The following is a 16,703-nucleotide window of genomic DNA, read 5'->3' on the forward strand; positions in this document are numbered from 1 at the left end:
CGTCACCCCGGCACCCCGGCACCCCGGCACCCCGGCACCCCGGCACCCCGGCACCCCGGCACCCCGGCACCCCGGCACCCCGGCACCCCGGCACCCCGGCACCCCGCGTCGATTATGGAGTTGTGGTGGTGGACAAAAGCCACATGAATGGGCTATCCGCCCGCCACAACTCCATGATCGACCGGACAGAGGCGGGCGGCGCGGGCTGAGGCCCCGTCCCTACACCCCGCCCTACCTCACCCTCGCGATCTTGCAGTTTCTGCGGGGACAAACGTGCGCAGAAGCCGCGAAAAGGCGACAGGAAGTGCAAGATCGCGGCGGCGAGGGGCAGGGCCGAAGGCCGAAGGCCACAGGCCGAGTGGCGAGGGCCGGGGCCGGGGCTGAAGGCCGCGGGGCGAGGCGCGAGTGCCGGGGCGAGGGCTGAGGGCGGGGCGGTTAGGCCGGGAGGAGGTGGGGGCGGACCTCTTCTGCCGCCGCGTCGCCGTAGGACTCGGCTAGGCGCTTGACGAACAGGTCGCGGCGGACGTCGTACTCCTGAGTGCCGACGGTCTCCAGGACCAGCGTGGCCAGCAGCGAGCCGACCTGGGCGGCGCGTTCCAGGCCCAGGCCCCAGGAGAGCGCGGTGAAGAAGCCGGCCCGGAAGCCGTCGCCGACGCCGGTCGGGTCGACCGCCCGGATCTCCCGCGCGATCGGTACGTGGATCGGGTCGATGCCGCGCCCGGCGATCTCCACACCGTGCTTGCCCAGCGTGGTGACCCGCACCTTGACCAGGTCCAGCAGTTGGTCGTCGCTGAGCTGCGCCTTGCTCTGCAGCAGCGACTTCTCGTAGTCGTTGGTCATCAGGTACTCGGCGCCTTCGATCAGCGCCACCACGTCCTCGCCGGGCATCCGGGCGAGCTGCTGGGACGGGTCGGCGGCGAAGGCGTACCCGCGGGTGCGGCACTCGGCCGAGTGGCGCAGCATCGCCTCGGGGTCGTTCGCGCCGACCAGCACCAGGTCCAGACCGCCGAGCCGGTCGGCGACCGGGGCCAGCTCGATGTTGCGGGCCTCGCTCATCGCACCGGCGTAGAACGACGCGATCTGGCACATGTCGGTGTCGGTGGTGCAGACGAAGCGGGCGGTGTGCGCCACCTCGCTGATGTGCACCGAGTCGCAGTCCACACCGTGGCGCTCAAGCCAGGAGCGGTAGTCGGCGAAGTCGGCGCCGACCGCGCCGAGCAGCACCGGGCGCAGCCCGAGCTGACCCATCCCGAAGGAGATGTTCGCCGCCACGCCGCCGCGGCGGAGCACCAGGTCGTCCACCAGGAAGGAGAGGGACACCTTGTGCAGTTGATCGGCGATGAGCTGGTCGGCGAAGCGACCGGGGAAGCTCATCAGGTGATCGGTGGCGATCGAGCCGGTGACGGCGATCTTCATGTCAACCCTCAGGGTCGGGAGCAGGGCGCGGTCAGCCTACCGGGACGGCAACGCGATGGTCACCGCTCGGTCGGACACCGGCAACCAGCCCGCCACGGCCCGCTTCGGGACCGGTGCGACAGCCGACCGGTACGGCGATGGGGCCGTCCCGAAGAACGGCCCCATCGTCGCTGATGTGTGGTGTGACTCAGTTGAACGAGTCACCGCAGGCGCAGGAGCTGCCCGCGTTGGGGTTGTCGATGGTGAAGCCCTGGGCGTCGATCCGGTCGGCGAAGTCGATCGTCGCGCCGGAAAGGTACGGGGCGCTCATCCGGTCGACGACGACCTCGACACCACCGAAGTCGGTCACGACGTCACCGTCGAGCGAACGCTCGTCGAAGAAGAGCTGGTACCGCAGGCCGGAGCAGCCGCCCGGCTGCACGGCGACGCGGAGCCGCAGGTCGTCGCGGCCCTCCTGCTCGATCAGGGCCTTGACCTTCTGCGCTGCGACGTCGGTGAGGACGACGGAAGTAGGGGCCTTGGCCTCGGTCGACTCGGTCTGCGCTGGCGTGGTCACGTGGAAGTCTCCCTGCGCGGTTTGGGTCCGGACGCACTGGCCAACGTCGCGCGTCGTCCAGTGATTCCCGGTTGTGGTCCTCAACCGATCGTACGCCGCCTTGGCCGGGCCCACCCGCGTGGCGTGACCCCCGCCGCAGGTCGCCCCCGGTCGGGGCGGGCGCACGCGGGCGGCCGGGACGTTCAGCGGCTCCACTGCCGGGCCAGCCGGGCCCCCAGCTCGCGCAGCCCCTCGGCGGGCCGGCTCAGCGCCGCGTCGAGCCCGCCGCGCTCCTCGCCGCCGAAGTGCTCCACCAGGCTGTACGCGTCGGTCACCCCGGCCGAGGCGGCCTCCCGCCGGCCGGTGCTCACCTGCCCGGCCACCACCACGCAGGGCACCCCCCGGTCGCGGGCGGCGCCGGCCACACCGGCGACGACCTTGCCACGCAGCGACTGGTGGTCGAACGACCCCTCGCCGGTGATCACCAGGTCGGCGGTGTCCAGCGCGGCGTCGAGACGGGTGGCCCGGGTGACCAGGCCGATCCCCGACTCGCAGTCGCCGCCCAGGGCGAGGAGCGCCGCGCCGATGCCGCCGGCGGCCCCGCCCCCGGGCAGCGCGCCGAGCCCTGCCGGGCAGCCGGCCAGGTCCTTCTCCAGCACCGCCGCGAAACGCTCCAGGGCCGCGTCGAGCAGTAACACGTCGGCGCGGTCGGCGCCCTTCTGCGGCCCGAACACGTTGCTGGCGCCGTGCAGGCCGAGCAGGGGGTTGTCCACGTCGGTGGCCGCGACCAGCCGGACGCCACGCAGCCGGGGCGCGCCGTCCAGCGCGTCGACGGCGGCGAGCGCCGCCCCGCCGTACGGCAGAGCGGCGCCGCCCTGGTCGAGGGGGGTCACGCCCAGCGCGGCGAGCATTCCGGCGCCAGCGTCGTTGGTGCCGGAGCCACCCAGCCCGATCACCACGGTGCGGGCACCGCTCTCCACCGCGGCGGCCACCAACAGACCCAGCCCGTACGAGGTGGTGGTCTTCGGGTCGCGCTCGGCCGGGGAGAGCAGGTGCAGCCCGCACGCCTGCGCGCTCTCCAGGTAGGCGGTCGAGCCGTCGGCGGTGAGCAGGATCTCACCGGCCGCCGGCCGGCCCAGCGGATCGACCGTCGACACCGGCACCCGCCGGCCACCGAGGGCCTCGGCGAGCACCTCCACGAAGCCCGGTCCGCCGTCGGCGAGCGGTCGGATCAGCAGATCGTCTCCGTCGGTGACGGTGCGCCAACCGGCGGCGACGGCGGCGGCCACCTCCGGTGCGGACAGGGTGCCGGCGAACTTGTCCGGGCAGAGCAGCACGCGCATGCCGAGCAGTGTGGCAGCCCACACCGAGCGAGGCTGCGTCGCGCTCGCGCTGTGGGACCATGGGCTACGTGACTTCGACCTGGGTGGAACCCTCCAACACGGCGACGGCTCTGCTGCTGCTCGGCCGGGGCAGTGACCCCGACACCGAGCGCGGTGTCGAGTGTCCGGGCGACCTGCCGGCGCCCAGCGATCCGGATCTGGTGGCCCGTGCCACCGCCGCGAAGGCGAAGCTGGGCAGCAAGGTCTTCGTGCTGGGGCACCACTACCAGCGCGACGAGGTGATCCAGTTCGCCGATGTGACGGGCGACTCGTTCAAGCTGGCCCGGGAGGCCGCGGCCCGCCCGGACGCGGAGTACATCGTCTTCTGCGGCGTGCACTTCATGGCCGAGAGCGCGGACATCCTCACCACGAGCACCCAGCGGGTGATCCTGCCGGACCTCGCGGCGGGTTGCTCGATGGCCGACATGGCCGTGCTGGGCCAGGTCGAGGCCGCGTGGGACACGCTGACCGAGCTGGGCATCGCCGGCGACACGGTCCCGGTGACGTACATGAACTCCTCGGCTGACATCAAGGGTTTCGTGGGCCGCAACGGCGGCGTGGTCTGCACCTCGTCCAACGCCAAGCGCGCCCTGGACTGGGCCTTCGAGCAGGGGTCGAAGGTGCTCTTCCTGCCGGATCAGCACCTGGGCCGTAACACCGCGGTGCTGGAGATGGGCCTGTCGCTGGACGACTGCGTGCTCTACGACCCGCACAAGCCCGGTGGCGGGCTCACCCCGGAGCAGCTGCGCGACGCCAAGATGATCCTGTGGCGGGGGCACTGCTCGGTGCACGGCCGGTTCACCCTGGAGAGCGTCAACGACGTACGGGAGCGGGTGCCAGGGGTCAACGTCCTGGTCCACCCGGAGTGCCGGCACGAGGTGGTCACGGCCTCCGACTACGTCGGGTCCACCGAATACATCATCAAGACCATCGAGGCGGCTCCGGCCGGCTCGGCGTGGGCGCTCGGCACCGAGCTGAACCTGGTCCGCCGGCTCGCCCTGGCGCACCCGGACAAGCAGATCATGTTCCTGGACAAGGCCGTCTGCTACTGCTCGACGATGAACCGGATCGATCTGCCGCACCTGGTCTGGGCCCTGGAGGAGCTGGTAGCGGGCCGGGTGGTCAACCAGATCACGGTGGACGCCGACACCGCGCACCACGCCCGGGTGGCGCTTGATCAGATGCTCGCGTTGCCCGGCGCGGACACCCCGCCGCCGACGGTGTCCTGATCACGATCCGTAGCGCTCTTGGTACGCAAAAGTGCCGGATCACCGATTAATGCCACACACGCCGATGTGACCGAGTCCTTTTTCGTCACCGAGGGCTATGCTGCCCAAGCGACGACACACGCGAGCCGTTTCGATGTGGCCGCATCCGGGGTAGCGAGGACGTTCAGGCACCCCACCATCAACACAGCAGCACCGACGCGCTGGAGGTTGCGTTGACCGACGACGTCCTGGTTGTGCACGGAGGTACTCCGCTCGAAGGGCGGATCCGCGTGCGCGGCGCGAAGAACCTCGTTTCGAAGGCGATGGTCGCCGCGTTGCTCGGCGACAGCCCGAGCCGGCTGTTCGACGTGCCGAAGATCCGCGATGTCGAGGTGGTGCGAGGTCTGCTCGGCCTGCACGGCGTCAAGGTCACCGACGGCACCGAGGACGGCGAGCTCGTCTTCGACCCGGCGAACGTGGAGAGCGCCAGCACCGACCAGATCAACGTGCACGCCGGTTCCAGCCGGATCCCGATCCTGTTCTGCGGCCCGCTGCTGCACCGCCTCGGGCACGCGTTCATCCCGGATCTGGGCGGCTGCCACATCGGCCCGCGTCCGATCGACTTCCACCTTCAGGCGCTGCGCGAGTTCGGAGCGACTGTCGAGAAGCGGCCCGAGGGGTTGCACCTGTCCGCGCCGAACGGGCTGCACGGCACCAAGTTCGCCCTGCCGTACCCGAGCGTCGGTGCCACCGAGCAGGTGCTGCTGACCGCCGTGATGGCCGAGGGCGTCACCGAGCTGCGCAACGCCGCAGTGGAGCCGGAGATCATCGACCTGATCTGCATCCTGCAGAAGATGGGCGCGATCATCAAGGTCCACACCGACCGGGTGATCGAGATTCAGGGCGTGCCCAAGCTGCACGGCTACACCCACCGGCCGATCCCGGACCGGATCGAGGCGGCGAGCTGGGCGGCCGCCGCCCTGGCCACCCGTGGCCACGTCGAGGTGCTGGGCGCTCAGCAGGCCGACATGATGACCTTCCTGAACATCTTCCGCTCGGTCGGCGGCGAGTACGAGGTCACCGACGCCCGCGCGCCGAAGCTGGGCGACCCGGGTCAGGAGGGCGGCATCCGCTTCTGGCACCCGGGTGGCGAGCTGAACGCGGTGGCGCTGGAGACCGACGTGCACCCCGGCTTCATGACCGACTGGCAGCAGCCGCTGGTCGTGGCGCTGACCCAGGCGCGCGGCCTGTCGATCGTCCACGAGACGGTCTACGAGCAGCGGTTGGGCTACACCGAGGCGCTCAACTCGATGGGCGCCAACATCCAGGTCTACCGGGACTGCCTCGGCGGCACCCCGTGCCGCTTCGGCCGGCGCAACTTCAAGCACTCCGCCGTGATCGCCGGGCCGAGCAAGCTGCACGCCGCCGACCTGGTCATCCCGGACCTGCGGGCCGGGTTCAGCCACCTGATCGCGGCGCTCGCGGCCGAGGGCACCTCCCGGGTGTACGGCGTGGACCTGATCAACCGGGGCTACGAGGACTTCGAGGCGAAGCTCGCCGACCTGGGCGCGCACGCCGAGCGTCCGTAACGTCGCTCACCCATCGTTCGGCTACGACGGCTCCAGGTCGCGCTGCGACCTGGAGCCGTCGGTCGCTGTACCGCGATGTGCACCGGGCGCGGACCGTTGGCTACCCTTGCCGCGTGCCGTCGCTCTTTCGCCGCAAGTCCACCGACCTCGTCGACGAGGCCGTCACCTCGGTGACCCCCGAGGAGACCGCTGAGCGTTCCCGGGGTTACACCCCGGCCAAGGGTCGGGAGACGCCCAAGCGGCCGACCGTCGGCCGTCGGCCGGCCGGCCCCACGCGTCCCCTCACCAAGGAGGAGGAGCGGGAGCGCCGCCGGCAACTGCGCGCCGAGGCGGCGTCGGAGTTCCGCCGCGAGGGTGGCCCCCGCGACCGTGGCCCGGAGCGGCTGCTGGCCCGCAACGTGGTCGACTCCCGGCGTACCGTCGGCACCTGGTTCTTCGGCGGCGCGCTGATCGTGCTGGTCGGCTCGAACGCCGCCATGCCGCCGGTGGTCCGGCTGATCTCCAACGTGCTCTGGGGAGCGCTGGCGCTGGGTGTGGTCGTCGACTCGGTGCTGATCTGCCGCAAGATCAGCAAGTTGGTCCGGGAGCGCTTCCCGAAGACCGACCAGCGGATGGGCTCGCTCTTCCTCTACGCGGTCATGCGGTCGATCACCTTCCGCCGGATGCGCGCTCCGGCGCCCCAGGTCAAGCTGGGCGACAAGGTCTGACCGGCGGGCGGGCCGTCCCACAGCTCCACGATCCTCGCACCATCAGCGAAACTGCTGCCTCAGACATCTGCGAGGCAGCAGTTTCGCCGTAACTGCGCGGATCTTGTCGTGCGTTCTTCATGCTGAACGGGTCGTTGTTCGACAGACCGAACATGTGACCAATGGAGCGAAGGCATGCCTTCGGAACCGGCTGCCCCCCTGGCCACCATCGCCGCCGCCCTACGCCGGGAGCGGGAACGGGTCGGCATCTCGCTGACCGAGCTGGCCCGCCGAGCGGGGGTGGCCAAGTCCACCCTCTCCCAACTGGAGTCGGGCACCGGAAACCCGAGTGTGGAGACACTCTGGGCGCTGGGCGTCGCCCTCGGTGTGCCGTTCAGCCGGCTGGTGGAGCCCGTCGACGACGGCGTACGGGTCATCCGGGCCGGGGACGGGCCGCACGTCCGCTCGGAGCAGGCCGACTTCAGCGGAACGCTGCTCAGCGCCGGTGCGGCGCACCTGCGCCGGGACGTCTACCTGATCAGGCTCGAGCCCGGCGCCGTGCGGGCCGGGCCCGGACACACCCCGCGCAGTATCGAGCACGTGGTGGTCGCCGCCGGACGGCTGCGGGTGGGGCCCGAGGCGGCACCTGTCGAACTCGAACCCGGCGACTACGCCACGTTCCCCGGCGACGCCCCGCACCGTTACGAGGCGCTCGCTCCCGGTACGTTCGCCGTCCTCGTCATGGAGCACCCCTGAGCGACGAGGGCGATACCGCCGCAGCCAGGTGATCCTTGAGTGCGGTAAGGTCGGAGTCCAGATTCGCTTATAGGACCAAATGTCCGAAACCAATGGGATAACGTTTGCGCCGGTGGGCGGCACCACAGTGGCGGTGAGCGAGCCCACGCCGTTACCCTCCATCCGCAGCCACGGCCTGCCGGAGCGGCGATCTGACCGGCGCGTGCGGCCCCAGCGCGACAATTTGCAACGAGGTGACAACGCGTGAGCGAGCGGACGCGAGCCGGCCACCGGGGCGTGGCAGGCGGCGACCGGACGCCCAGCGGTCACCCGACGGCGGCTGCGGACACCTCACCCCCGGCGAGAATCGGCCGAGCGGCCGGGTGTGGCGACGGGCTCGGCGGATGAACGGCCGCTACACCGACCGGTGGTCAGACCCGAACGAACCGTCCTGGGTGGTCGAGCCGACCACCGAGTGGCACCCCCAGTTCCCCGGCCAGCGTTACGCCGGCGACATCGGCATGCCGCACCAGCCACCACCGCGCGGACGCGCGACGGTGTCCGGTCGCGCCGAGGTGCCGCCGCTGGCGCCCACCCGCCCGGACGGCACCTACCTCGGCCGGTCCTGGTCCGACGAACCACCGGCGGAACAGGCACCTCACGGCCGTTCCTGGGCCGACGACGAGCCGGGCGAGGCGTCGGCCTACAGCCGACTCCGCAGCGACGAGCTCGCGGCCGACGCGTCCGCCTACGGCCGGCCCGACAGCGCTGACTCCCGCCACTACGACCACGAGCCGTACCGTCGTCCGCTGCCCGAGCCACCCCGCCGCGACGACCGCCGCTCGCCCGAGTCGGACCGACGGACCGCCTGGTCCGACCGACGCCCCGCCGACGAGCGAGGTCCCGCTCGGGAAGCCGCCTGGCATCGGGACCAGCCCAACCCCGAGCGGTACGACAGCCGCGGCCCCCGGCAGGAGCCCGCCGAGCGGGATCGGGGTTACCGGGGATCTCCGCCGGTCTCCCCCGCGCCCCGACCCGAACCCGGCTGGGTGCCCGAGCCGGACGACACACCACGTCGGCGCGGCACGCCGGAACGGCCCGCCGCTGGTCACGAACGGCACACCGCCGACGGGTACGGCGTCCGACCCACCCGCGACCACGACGGCCGCGTCGCCGACGGGGTCGACCCGTGGGCATCAGTGGACGGCCGCACGCGATACCGCGCCGACGGGTACCCGGACCGGGCCGCAGAGGACCTGCGCCGCCCGGAGCCGCGCTACCGCGCGGACGAGGGGATCGGCGCAGCACCCTCACCCAACGGTGGGCGACGGCGTCGCCCCGAGCCGGACCTGACCGACCAACCGCGCCTCGACGACGACCGGCGGCGGCCCGACACCGACCCGCACCGGCAGCAGCCCCGTGAGGCGGCGGCCCGCGCCGAGGCGTACCCGGACCGGCGACCCCGCGAGCAGGCCCGCCCGGACGGGTACCGGGACAACGGGTACCGCGACGACGCACCCCGTGAGGACGCGTACCGCGAGCCCCGTCCGCAGCCTGGCCAACGGTCGGACGGCAGTCTGCCCTGGCCAGCACCGGGTCCGGTGCGCCAGGACCGCACCTCGGACCGCACCCGGGAGCCCGGCCACCGCACCACGGACCCGCACCGCACCGACCCACACGGCAGCCCCGACCCGTACCGCAGCCCCGACCCGCACCGCACCACGGACCCGTACCGCGGCGCGGACCCGTACCGCGGCGCCGACCCGGGCATGTCGCCGCGCCCGGCCGCCCGGCCCGACCGGCCGGCGGCCACGCCGTCCCGGCCTGACGAGCGCCCGGCGGCCACTCCGACACGGTACGACGAACGACAGGTACGCCCGGCCGCCACAGCGCCGCCCGCCTCCGACCGCGCCATGCCGGTCTCCCCGGAGCGGCCCGTGTCGCCAGCACCCGTCTCCCCCGCTTGGGACCGACCGGTGTCAGCCGCCCCAGCTTCCCCGCAACGACCGGTGTCGCCAGCACCCGACTCCCCCGCCTGGGACCGACCGGTGTCAGCCGCCCCCGCTTCCCCGCAACGACCGGTGTCGCCAGCACCCGTCTCCCCCGCCTGGGACCGACCGGTGTCAGCCGTCCCGGTCTCACCCGCCTCCGACCGGCCGGTCTCGGGGCCACCCGCCGCGCGCCTGCGGTTGGAGTACCTGCCCGCGCCGGTGGACCCGCCCGGCGCCGACGAGCGCTCGGACGCCCCATCGGCATCGGGACGCCGGCCGCTGGCCGAACCGCCACCGGCATCCGGACCGCATCCCGCTCCGCCGCCGCGTTACCCCGGCCCGGACAGCCGGGACCGTCCGGCGGACCAGCGGCGCGGCGAGGAGCCGGGCCCGGACCGCCGTCGGGTCGGCGACCCGTTGGCCGGCACCCCACCGACCGACCGCCGCCCGACCTCCCCGGACCGCTCGCCCCCGGCGGAGCGGCCGCACCCCGCCGATCGACCGGCCGCGCCGGATCGACCGGCGGCGCAGCAGCGCCCGTACCCACCGGAGCGACTGGCACCGACGGCGGACGCCCGTCCGTCGGTGGCCCCGCCACCCACCTGGCAGGCACCGCCGCCGGCGACCCGGTCCGACCCGAGCCCGGCGGCCCCGCAGCCACCGGCGGCGGAGGTCGAGCCGGTGCTTCCGCCGGCCCCCGGTACGCCGCGCCGCTACGTACCCCCGCCGCCCGCGGAAGAGCCGGTGGCGCCCGTTCACGAGCCGGACGACGTCCCGGGTGCCCGCGGACCGGAGGCGTGGTTCAGCCCCGCTCAGCCCGCCGAATCCGACCAGGCCGAGCCTGCGACGGACCAGCGGTCGTTCGACCAGATCGACGACGAGGCCGGCGACCCCGACCGCTCCGCGACACCGGACGCGCAGGTGTCGACGCCGGCGGCCGACACCCATCTCGGTGTGGCCGACGAGCACGCCAGCGGGTCGGCACCAGACGACGCGTTCGCCCCGGTCTCCGCGCCGCCCGCCCACCCGGTCTCCGGTGCCCCGCGGCTCTGGGCGGACGACCTGGACGACGACCCGCAGCCCGGCTTCGACACGGACCCTGTGGATGGCGACCAGCCCGTCTCCGGCGTACCTGTCGTCGCGATGCCCCACCAGCGGACCGAAGCCGACCTCGACGCCGAGGGCGAGGCCGACCAGCAGCCCTTTGCCGCGTCACCCAGCGCGAACACCGATCCGGTCGAGCACGACCCGACGGACGAACTCGCGCCACCGGCCGAGCCGACGGACGCGATCGACGACCCGAGCGCGAGCCCGGCGGACGGCTCGCCAGCCGACGAGTGGCGGGGCGACGCGGCGACGCATGTCACGGCTGCGGACGACACGAGCCCGCCCGTCTCGGCACCTCCCGTCTCCGCACCGCCGCTTTCCGCACCGCCGGTCTCGGTCACGCCGGTCTCCGCACCGCCGGCCTCGGTCACACCGACCTCCGCACCGCCCGCCTCGCTCACACCGGTCTCCGCACCGCCCGCCTCGGTCACGCCGGTCTCCGTCCCTCCGGCCCCGCCGGTATCGGCGCCACCCGCGGCACCCGTCTCCGTGCCGCCCCTCTCCTCCGCGCCCGTCTCCGCACCGCCGGCACCGACCGCAGCTCCGGTGCCCGCACCACCCGCCTCACCGCAGCAGTACTCCGTAGCGCCCGTATCCGCGCCACCCGCGCCCGCACAGCCGTACTCCGGAGCCCCGGTCTCCGCACCGCCGGCACCCGCAGCAGAGCCCGCCTCCGCGCCACCGGCCTCGACAGCACCGCCCGCCGCAGCGCCGGTCTCCGGACCGCCAGCGTCGATAGCGCCGACGTCCGCACCGCCAGCATCGGTGGCGCCGGTCTCCGGACCGCCAGCATCGGTGGCGCCGACGTCCGCACCGCCGGCGTCGGCCGTACCCGGCCCGAGGAGCGGCTGGGACGGGGAGCACGAGCAGGTGTCCGCGCCACCCGACGAAGCACCGCCGGTGGTGACCCGCCCGTCGCTGGCCGACCCGGGCGACCCGGAGCAGGTGCTGGCCGCGTACCGGTGGCGGTTGGACCCGGTCACCCTGCGCGAGGAGCTGACGGAGCCGGACGACCTGCGGGCCATCCGTCGGCGGCTGACCGAGAAGTTGGGCTCGGCGGTCGACAACCGTGCCCGGGCCCGGCTGCTCAGCCTGCGGGCGGTGGCCTCGCGGATCCTCGGCGACCTGGACGACGCGCTGGCCGACGGTCGGCTCGCCCTCACCTACGCCGAGGCCACCGGCGAGCTGCGCCGGACCGCGCTGGCCCAGGCCCGGCTGGCCCACGTGCTGCGCTGGCGTGGCAACTTCGCCGAGGCCGACCAGCTCTTCGCCCAGGCCAACTCGGTCGAGTTGCCCGACCGGCTACGGGCCGCGCTGCACGAGCACGCCGGGCGGTCGTGTTACGACCAGGGGCGGCTCATGGAGGCGTGCGAGCACTTCGAGAAGGCGCTCGACCTGCGCGGCGCGGGCGACGCCGAACTGCTGGAACGGGTCCGGGTCGCCCTCGACGCGGTCACCGTCCGGGCCGAGGCGGATGGCTTCGGGGCGTACCCCCGGGGTCGGGACGAGGTGCTCGACCGGGACCGGCCCCCGTTGCCGGACCGGGACGGGTCGCTGTGGGGTTACACCAGCCAGGACGGCGACGTGATCGTCCCCGCCCGGTACGCCGAGGCGCAGCCCTTCCACGACGGGTTGGCCTGGGTCCGCCGGCCGGACACCGACCGCTGGTCGCTGATCAACCTGCTCGGTACGACGGTGATCCCGCCGTCCTTCCGGGCCGCGCAGCCGTTCAGCGACGGCCTGGCGTGGGTGGTCGGCGAGGGTGGTTGGACGGCGATCGACGCGACCGGGGCGGTGCAGGTCGCGCCGAACTTCGCCGAGGTACGACCGTTCCGGCGTGGGCTGGCCGCGGTACGGCGCGAGGGTTGGGGAGCGGTCGACCGGACCGGTCGGGTCATCGTGCCCACCCGCTACCACGGCTTCGTCACCGAGTTGGCCGACGGCCAGAAGATCGACGGTTTCACCGACGAGGGGCTCGCCGTGGTCGACGTGGCGGGTCGGCGGGGCGTGGTGGACCGCACCGGCACGGTGCTGGTCCCGCCGGCGCACCCGATGCTGGTCATCCACCCGGTGGCGTTCCTGGTCGAGAGCGACAACGGGCGGTGGGGCGCGCTGGACCGGCGCGGCGTGCCGCTCATCGATCCGGTGCACCGCGATCGCGCCGAGGTGCTGGAGGAGATCGACCGGCTCCTCACCGACGCCAACCCGGTGCTCTGAGTCGCCGGTCGCCGGTGTTGATCCACTGGGGCTAGGGTCGGTACATGGAATTCCGACACCTGGGCCGTTCCGGCCTGATGGTCAGCGAGATCTCGTACGGCAACTGGATCACCCACGGTTCGCAGGTCGAGGAGGACGCGGCGTTCGCCTGCGTCCGGGCCGCTCTCGACGCGGGGATCACCACCTTCGACACCGCCGACGTGTACGCCGGCACCCGGGCCGAGGACGTGCTCGGCCGGGCGTTGCAGAACGAGCGTCGTGAGGGCCTGGAGATCTTCACCAAGGTCTACTGGCCGACCGGGCCCGGCCGCAACGACCGTGGCCTGTCCCGCAAGCACATCATGGAGTCGATCAACGGCTCGCTGCGCCGACTGCGCACCGACTACGTGGACCTCTACCAGGCCCACCGCTACGACTACAGCACCCCGCTGGAGGAGACGATGGAGGCGTTCGCCGACGTCGTCCACTCCGGCAAGGCGCACTACATCGGCGTCTCCGAGTGGACCGCCGCCCAGCTGCGCGCCGCTCACCCGCTCGCCCGGGAGCTGCACGTGCCGCTGGTGTCCAACCAGCCGCAGTACTCGCTGCTCTGGCGGGTCATCGAGACTGAGGTCGTGCCGGCCAGCGAGGAGCTGGGCATCGGGCAGATCGTCTGGTCGCCGATGGCGCAGGGCGTACTCTCCGGCAAGTACCTGCCGGGCCAGCCACCGCCGGCCGGTTCCCGGGCCACCGACGAGAAGTCGGGCGCGGGCTTCATCTCCCGGTTCATGAACGACGACGTGCTGACCCGGGTCCAGCAGCTCAAGCCCCTCGCCGAGCAGGCCGGGCTCAGCATGGCCCAGCTCGCCGTGGCGTGGGTGTTGCAGAACCCGAACGTCTCGTCGGCGATCATCGGCGCGTCCCGCCCCGAGCAGGTGCACGACAACGTGAAGGCCGCCGGGGTGAAGCTCGACGCCGACCTGCTCACGGCGATCGACGACATCGTCGAGCCGATCGTCGAGCGGGACGCGGCGAAGACCGAGTCCCCCGCGCAGCGTCCCTGACGTTGTTCCGGCCCGGCCGGCGCGAATCCCTCGCGCCGACCGGGCCGGGTCAGCTCCGCCCGGTCAGCTCCGCCGGGTCAGCTCCGCCCGGTCAGCTCCGCCCGGTCGCCGGGCCCGGTCAGCTCTGCCAGAAGCGGATCAGCTCCAGGCCGGTGGCGTAGAGCCACGACGGCAGACCGAGCAGGTCACCGACCGCGAAGACCGCGTCGAAGAACCAGCCGCCGATGCGCGGGTTCCACAGCAGCGCGAAGAGCAGGATGAAGCCGTACGGCGCGAACAGGTCGTACATTTTGCGCCACTGCGGGGTGAGCCACGGCTGGATCATGTTGCCGCCGTCCAGGCCGGGCACCGGCAGCAGGTTCAGCACACTGGCGGTGAGCTGGAGGAAGGCGAGCAGCGCCACCCCGGCCCAGAACTCCACCGGACCATCCGACCGGGTGCCGACCTGCACGGCCGCCACCAACAGCAGCGTGAACAGCACGTTCGTCGCCGGGCCGGCGAGGCTGACCAGGGTGTGCCGCAGTCGACCCGGGATGGCGTGCCGGTCCACCCAGACCGCGCCACCCGGCAGGCCGATGCCGCCGAGCAGCACCACCACCACCGGCAGCACGATCGACAGCAACGGGTGGGTGTACTTGAACGGGTTGAGCGTCAGGTAGCCGCGATGGGCGATGTCCCGGTCGCCGGCCCGGTAGGCCACCACCGCGTGGGCGTACTCGTGCAGGCAGAGCGACACCAGCCAGCCGGACACCACGAAGAGGAACACGTTGAACCGGACGCTGCCGTACCCGTTCCAGGTCAGCACCCCGCTGACCGCGAAGAGCGCGACCAGACCGAGGAAGACCGGGCTGGGACGGAACGCCGCCTTGGGCACGCCGAGGACCAGCCCGTCACCGCCCGGGCGGTCGTAGGCCATCACTCGGCCGTGGGCAGCAGGCTCATCCGGTAGTCCACCCGGTCGTCCTCCACGAGCGCGACCGAGGTGACGCCGGACGCCGCGAGCTCCCGCCAGGTCTGACCGATCCAGGATTCGGCGTCGGCCTGGCTGCCGAACGACTCCGCCGGTCCCTCGACCGTCTGGCCGTCCGTGCCCTCGTACCGCCAGCTCCACGCCATGCCGCGTCTCCCCTCGCCGCTGAAGTCCCCGTGGGACGAACCCTCGCCAGCGTAGTCGGCCCGGCGCGCAACGGCCGCTCGCTCGCCCCGGCAGGGGCCGACGGGGTGGATCAATCCGATCGACGCCGGCCGGTACGGTGGCTCGGTGCTGACACGGGGAGTGCTGCTCGGCGGCCGGTACCGGCTAGGCGAGCGGGTGGCGACGGGTGGGATGGGAGCGGTCTGGCGCGGCACCGACGTCCTGCTGGAACGCGAGGTCGCCGTGAAGGTGCTGCTGCCGTCGCTGGTCGCCGATCCGGAGTTCACCGCCCGGTTCCGGGCCGAGGCGCGGATGCTGGCCGCGCTGCGGCACCCCGGCGTGGTGCCGGTGCACGACGTCGGGCAGGCAGTGCTCGACGACGGCAGCCAGGTCGACTACCTGGTGATGGAGTACGTCGAGGGCGAGCCGTTGTCCGCCCGGGTGCGCGCGGTGGGGCGGCTGGATCCGGCCACCACCATGTCGGTGCTGGCCCAGGCCGCCGACGCGCTGCACACCGCACACCTCGCCGGCATCGTGCACCGGGACGTAAAGCCGGGCAATCTGCTGGTCAAGGGCGACGGCACCGTGGTGCTCGTCGACTTCGGCATCGCCCGGTCCCGCGACATGGCCGGGCTCACCGCCGCGAACATGGTGCTCGGCACCGCCTCGTACATGTCTCCGGAGCAGGCCACCGGGCAGCCGGCCTCGGCCGCCACCGACATCTACGCGCTCGGCGCGGTGGCGTACTTCTGCCTTTCCGGGCAGCCGCCCTTCAACGGTGACAACCCGCTCGCGGTGGCGCTGCGGCACGCCCAGGAGGATCCGGCGGCGCTGCCGGCGGACACCCCACCGGCGGTTGCCGCGGTGGTGGCCCGCGCGCTGGCCAAGCGCCCGGAGGACCGGTTCGGCAGCGCCGCTGAGTTGGCCGCTGCCGCCGCCGATGCCCGCGACGCGACAGTGGCGAGCATTCCGGTCTCCGCCCGCCCACCGTGGGCGCTGGCCGCTCCCACCCCGGGCGTCGCGGCCCCCGCCGCCCCGCCGGCCGGCCCGACTCCCCTTCCGCCAGCCGGCCTGGCTTCCGCACCGTCGGTCGCGGCGACGCCGCCCGCCGGGTCGGTGTCGGCAGGGCCCGCCGCTCCACGCCCACCGGCGAGCGTCGCGGTCGAAGCGACGACCGAGCCGAAGCCGACCCGGGAGGACGCGCTCGGGAGCGGGCCGCCGGGCCGACGCCGTCCGCTGCTGGTCGGGGCAGGTGCGGCCGTTCTCGTCGCGCTCGTCGTCGCGGTGGCCGTGGTGGCGCTCCGGCCCGAAGCGAAGTCGGGTTCGGCGGACCAGCCACCCGCGCTGGCCGGCGAGTCGGCGGCGGTCTCCGACGCACCGCTGCCGCCCGGGGACGCGACCACCACCGGGCCCGGGCCCAGCGCAACGCCGGGGGTCGGTCGGACCGCGACGGCCGCCCCGACCGGGTCTCCCGACGCGACGACCAGCGGCGACCCCACCAGCGCCGCAGTGCCGGGCGGTACGCCGACCGGTACGACCAGCAGCCGACCGACGCCCAGCCGCACCCCGTCCAGCCGGCCCAACCCGTACACGGCCGCCCAGGCGTGCGGCAGCGGCTACCAGGTGATCGACTCGGCGACGCTGACCGGCGGGGACGGG

The 16,703-nt window shown here is 73.3% G+C and carries 11 protein-coding genes and 1 pseudogene; 7 read left to right on the top strand and 5 right to left on the bottom strand.

The window, feature by feature from the left end; all coding sequences use genetic code 11:
* Nucleotides 1-435 precede the first annotated feature (435 nt).
* From AB0B68_RS12325 to AB0B68_RS12335, 3 genes are all read right to left on the bottom strand, one after another.
* Nucleotides 436-1,416 carry a carbohydrate kinase family protein gene (locus AB0B68_RS12325; protein ID WP_355007749.1) on the bottom strand — a complete coding sequence of 327 codons (981 nt, stop codon included), beginning with the start codon at nucleotides 1,414-1,416 and terminating at the stop codon, nucleotides 436-438.
* Between the two features lie 187 nt (nucleotides 1,417-1,603).
* On the bottom strand, nucleotides 1,604-1,972 hold the full coding sequence (gene erpA / locus AB0B68_RS12330) for an iron-sulfur cluster insertion protein ErpA (protein ID WP_091407494.1): 369 nt from the start codon (nucleotides 1,970-1,972) through the stop codon (nucleotides 1,604-1,606).
* A gap of 182 nt (nucleotides 1,973-2,154) precedes the next feature.
* Complete coding sequence (locus tag AB0B68_RS12335; RefSeq protein ID WP_357259789.1) at nucleotides 2,155-3,294, bottom strand: glycerate kinase; 1,140 nt, start codon at nucleotides 3,292-3,294, stop codon at nucleotides 2,155-2,157.
* Nucleotides 3,295-3,362: 68 nt separating this feature from the next.
* Between AB0B68_RS12335 and nadA the strand changes: the two genes are divergently transcribed.
* From nadA to AB0B68_RS12365, 6 genes are all read left to right on the top strand, one after another.
* Complete coding sequence (nadA, locus tag AB0B68_RS12340) at nucleotides 3,363-4,562, top strand: quinolinate synthase NadA (protein WP_357202858.1); 1,200 nt, start codon at nucleotides 3,363-3,365, stop codon at nucleotides 4,560-4,562.
* Between the two features lie 212 nt (nucleotides 4,563-4,774).
* Nucleotides 4,775-6,130: a UDP-N-acetylglucosamine 1-carboxyvinyltransferase gene (murA, locus tag AB0B68_RS12345; protein WP_110564159.1), complete on the top strand. Its 1,356-nt coding sequence runs from the start codon at nucleotides 4,775-4,777 to the stop codon at nucleotides 6,128-6,130.
* A 113-nt stretch (nucleotides 6,131-6,243) separates the two neighbouring features.
* Nucleotides 6,244-6,837: a DUF3043 domain-containing protein gene (locus tag AB0B68_RS12350; RefSeq protein ID WP_355007751.1), complete on the top strand. Its 594-nt coding sequence runs from the start codon at nucleotides 6,244-6,246 to the stop codon at nucleotides 6,835-6,837.
* Nucleotides 6,838-7,011: 174 nt separating this feature from the next.
* A complete protein-coding gene (locus tag AB0B68_RS12355) occupies nucleotides 7,012-7,572 on the top strand; it encodes an XRE family transcriptional regulator (protein ID WP_357202862.1) in 561 nt (186 codons plus the stop codon).
* A 383-nt stretch (nucleotides 7,573-7,955) separates the two neighbouring features.
* Nucleotides 7,956-12,866 carry a WG repeat-containing protein gene (locus tag AB0B68_RS12360; RefSeq protein WP_357259690.1) on the top strand — a complete coding sequence of 1,637 codons (4,911 nt, stop codon included), beginning with the start codon at nucleotides 7,956-7,958 and terminating at the stop codon, nucleotides 12,864-12,866.
* Between the two features lie 44 nt (nucleotides 12,867-12,910).
* The gene (locus AB0B68_RS12365; RefSeq protein WP_355007754.1) at nucleotides 12,911-13,909 is read left to right on the top strand and encodes an aldo/keto reductase family protein; all 999 of its coding nucleotides are present in this window, start codon (nucleotides 12,911-12,913) and stop codon (nucleotides 13,907-13,909) included.
* Between the two features lie 118 nt (nucleotides 13,910-14,027).
* Here AB0B68_RS12365 and AB0B68_RS12370 read toward each other — a convergent pair whose 3' ends face one another.
* Nucleotides 14,028-14,825 carry a site-2 protease family protein gene (locus AB0B68_RS12370; protein ID WP_357206177.1) on the bottom strand — a complete coding sequence of 266 codons (798 nt, stop codon included), beginning with the start codon at nucleotides 14,823-14,825 and terminating at the stop codon, nucleotides 14,028-14,030.
* The gene (locus tag AB0B68_RS12375) at nucleotides 14,825-15,025 is read right to left on the bottom strand and encodes a hypothetical protein (RefSeq protein WP_007463228.1); all 201 of its coding nucleotides are present in this window, start codon (nucleotides 15,023-15,025) and stop codon (nucleotides 14,825-14,827) included. Before AB0B68_RS12375 ends, AB0B68_RS12370 begins: the two co-directional genes overlap by 1 nt.
* 145 nt (nucleotides 15,026-15,170) lie before the next feature.
* On the opposite strand from AB0B68_RS12375, the pseudogene AB0B68_RS12380 reads away from it, so the two are divergent.
* Nucleotides 15,171-16,610 (top strand): annotated as a pseudogene (locus tag AB0B68_RS12380) (protein kinase); the annotation flags it as partial.
* Nucleotides 16,611-16,703: the final 93 nt, after the last annotated feature.

The organism is Micromonospora sp. NPDC049049, assembly GCF_040649115.1.
Classification (GTDB): domain Bacteria; phylum Actinomycetota; class Actinomycetes; order Mycobacteriales; family Micromonosporaceae; genus Micromonospora.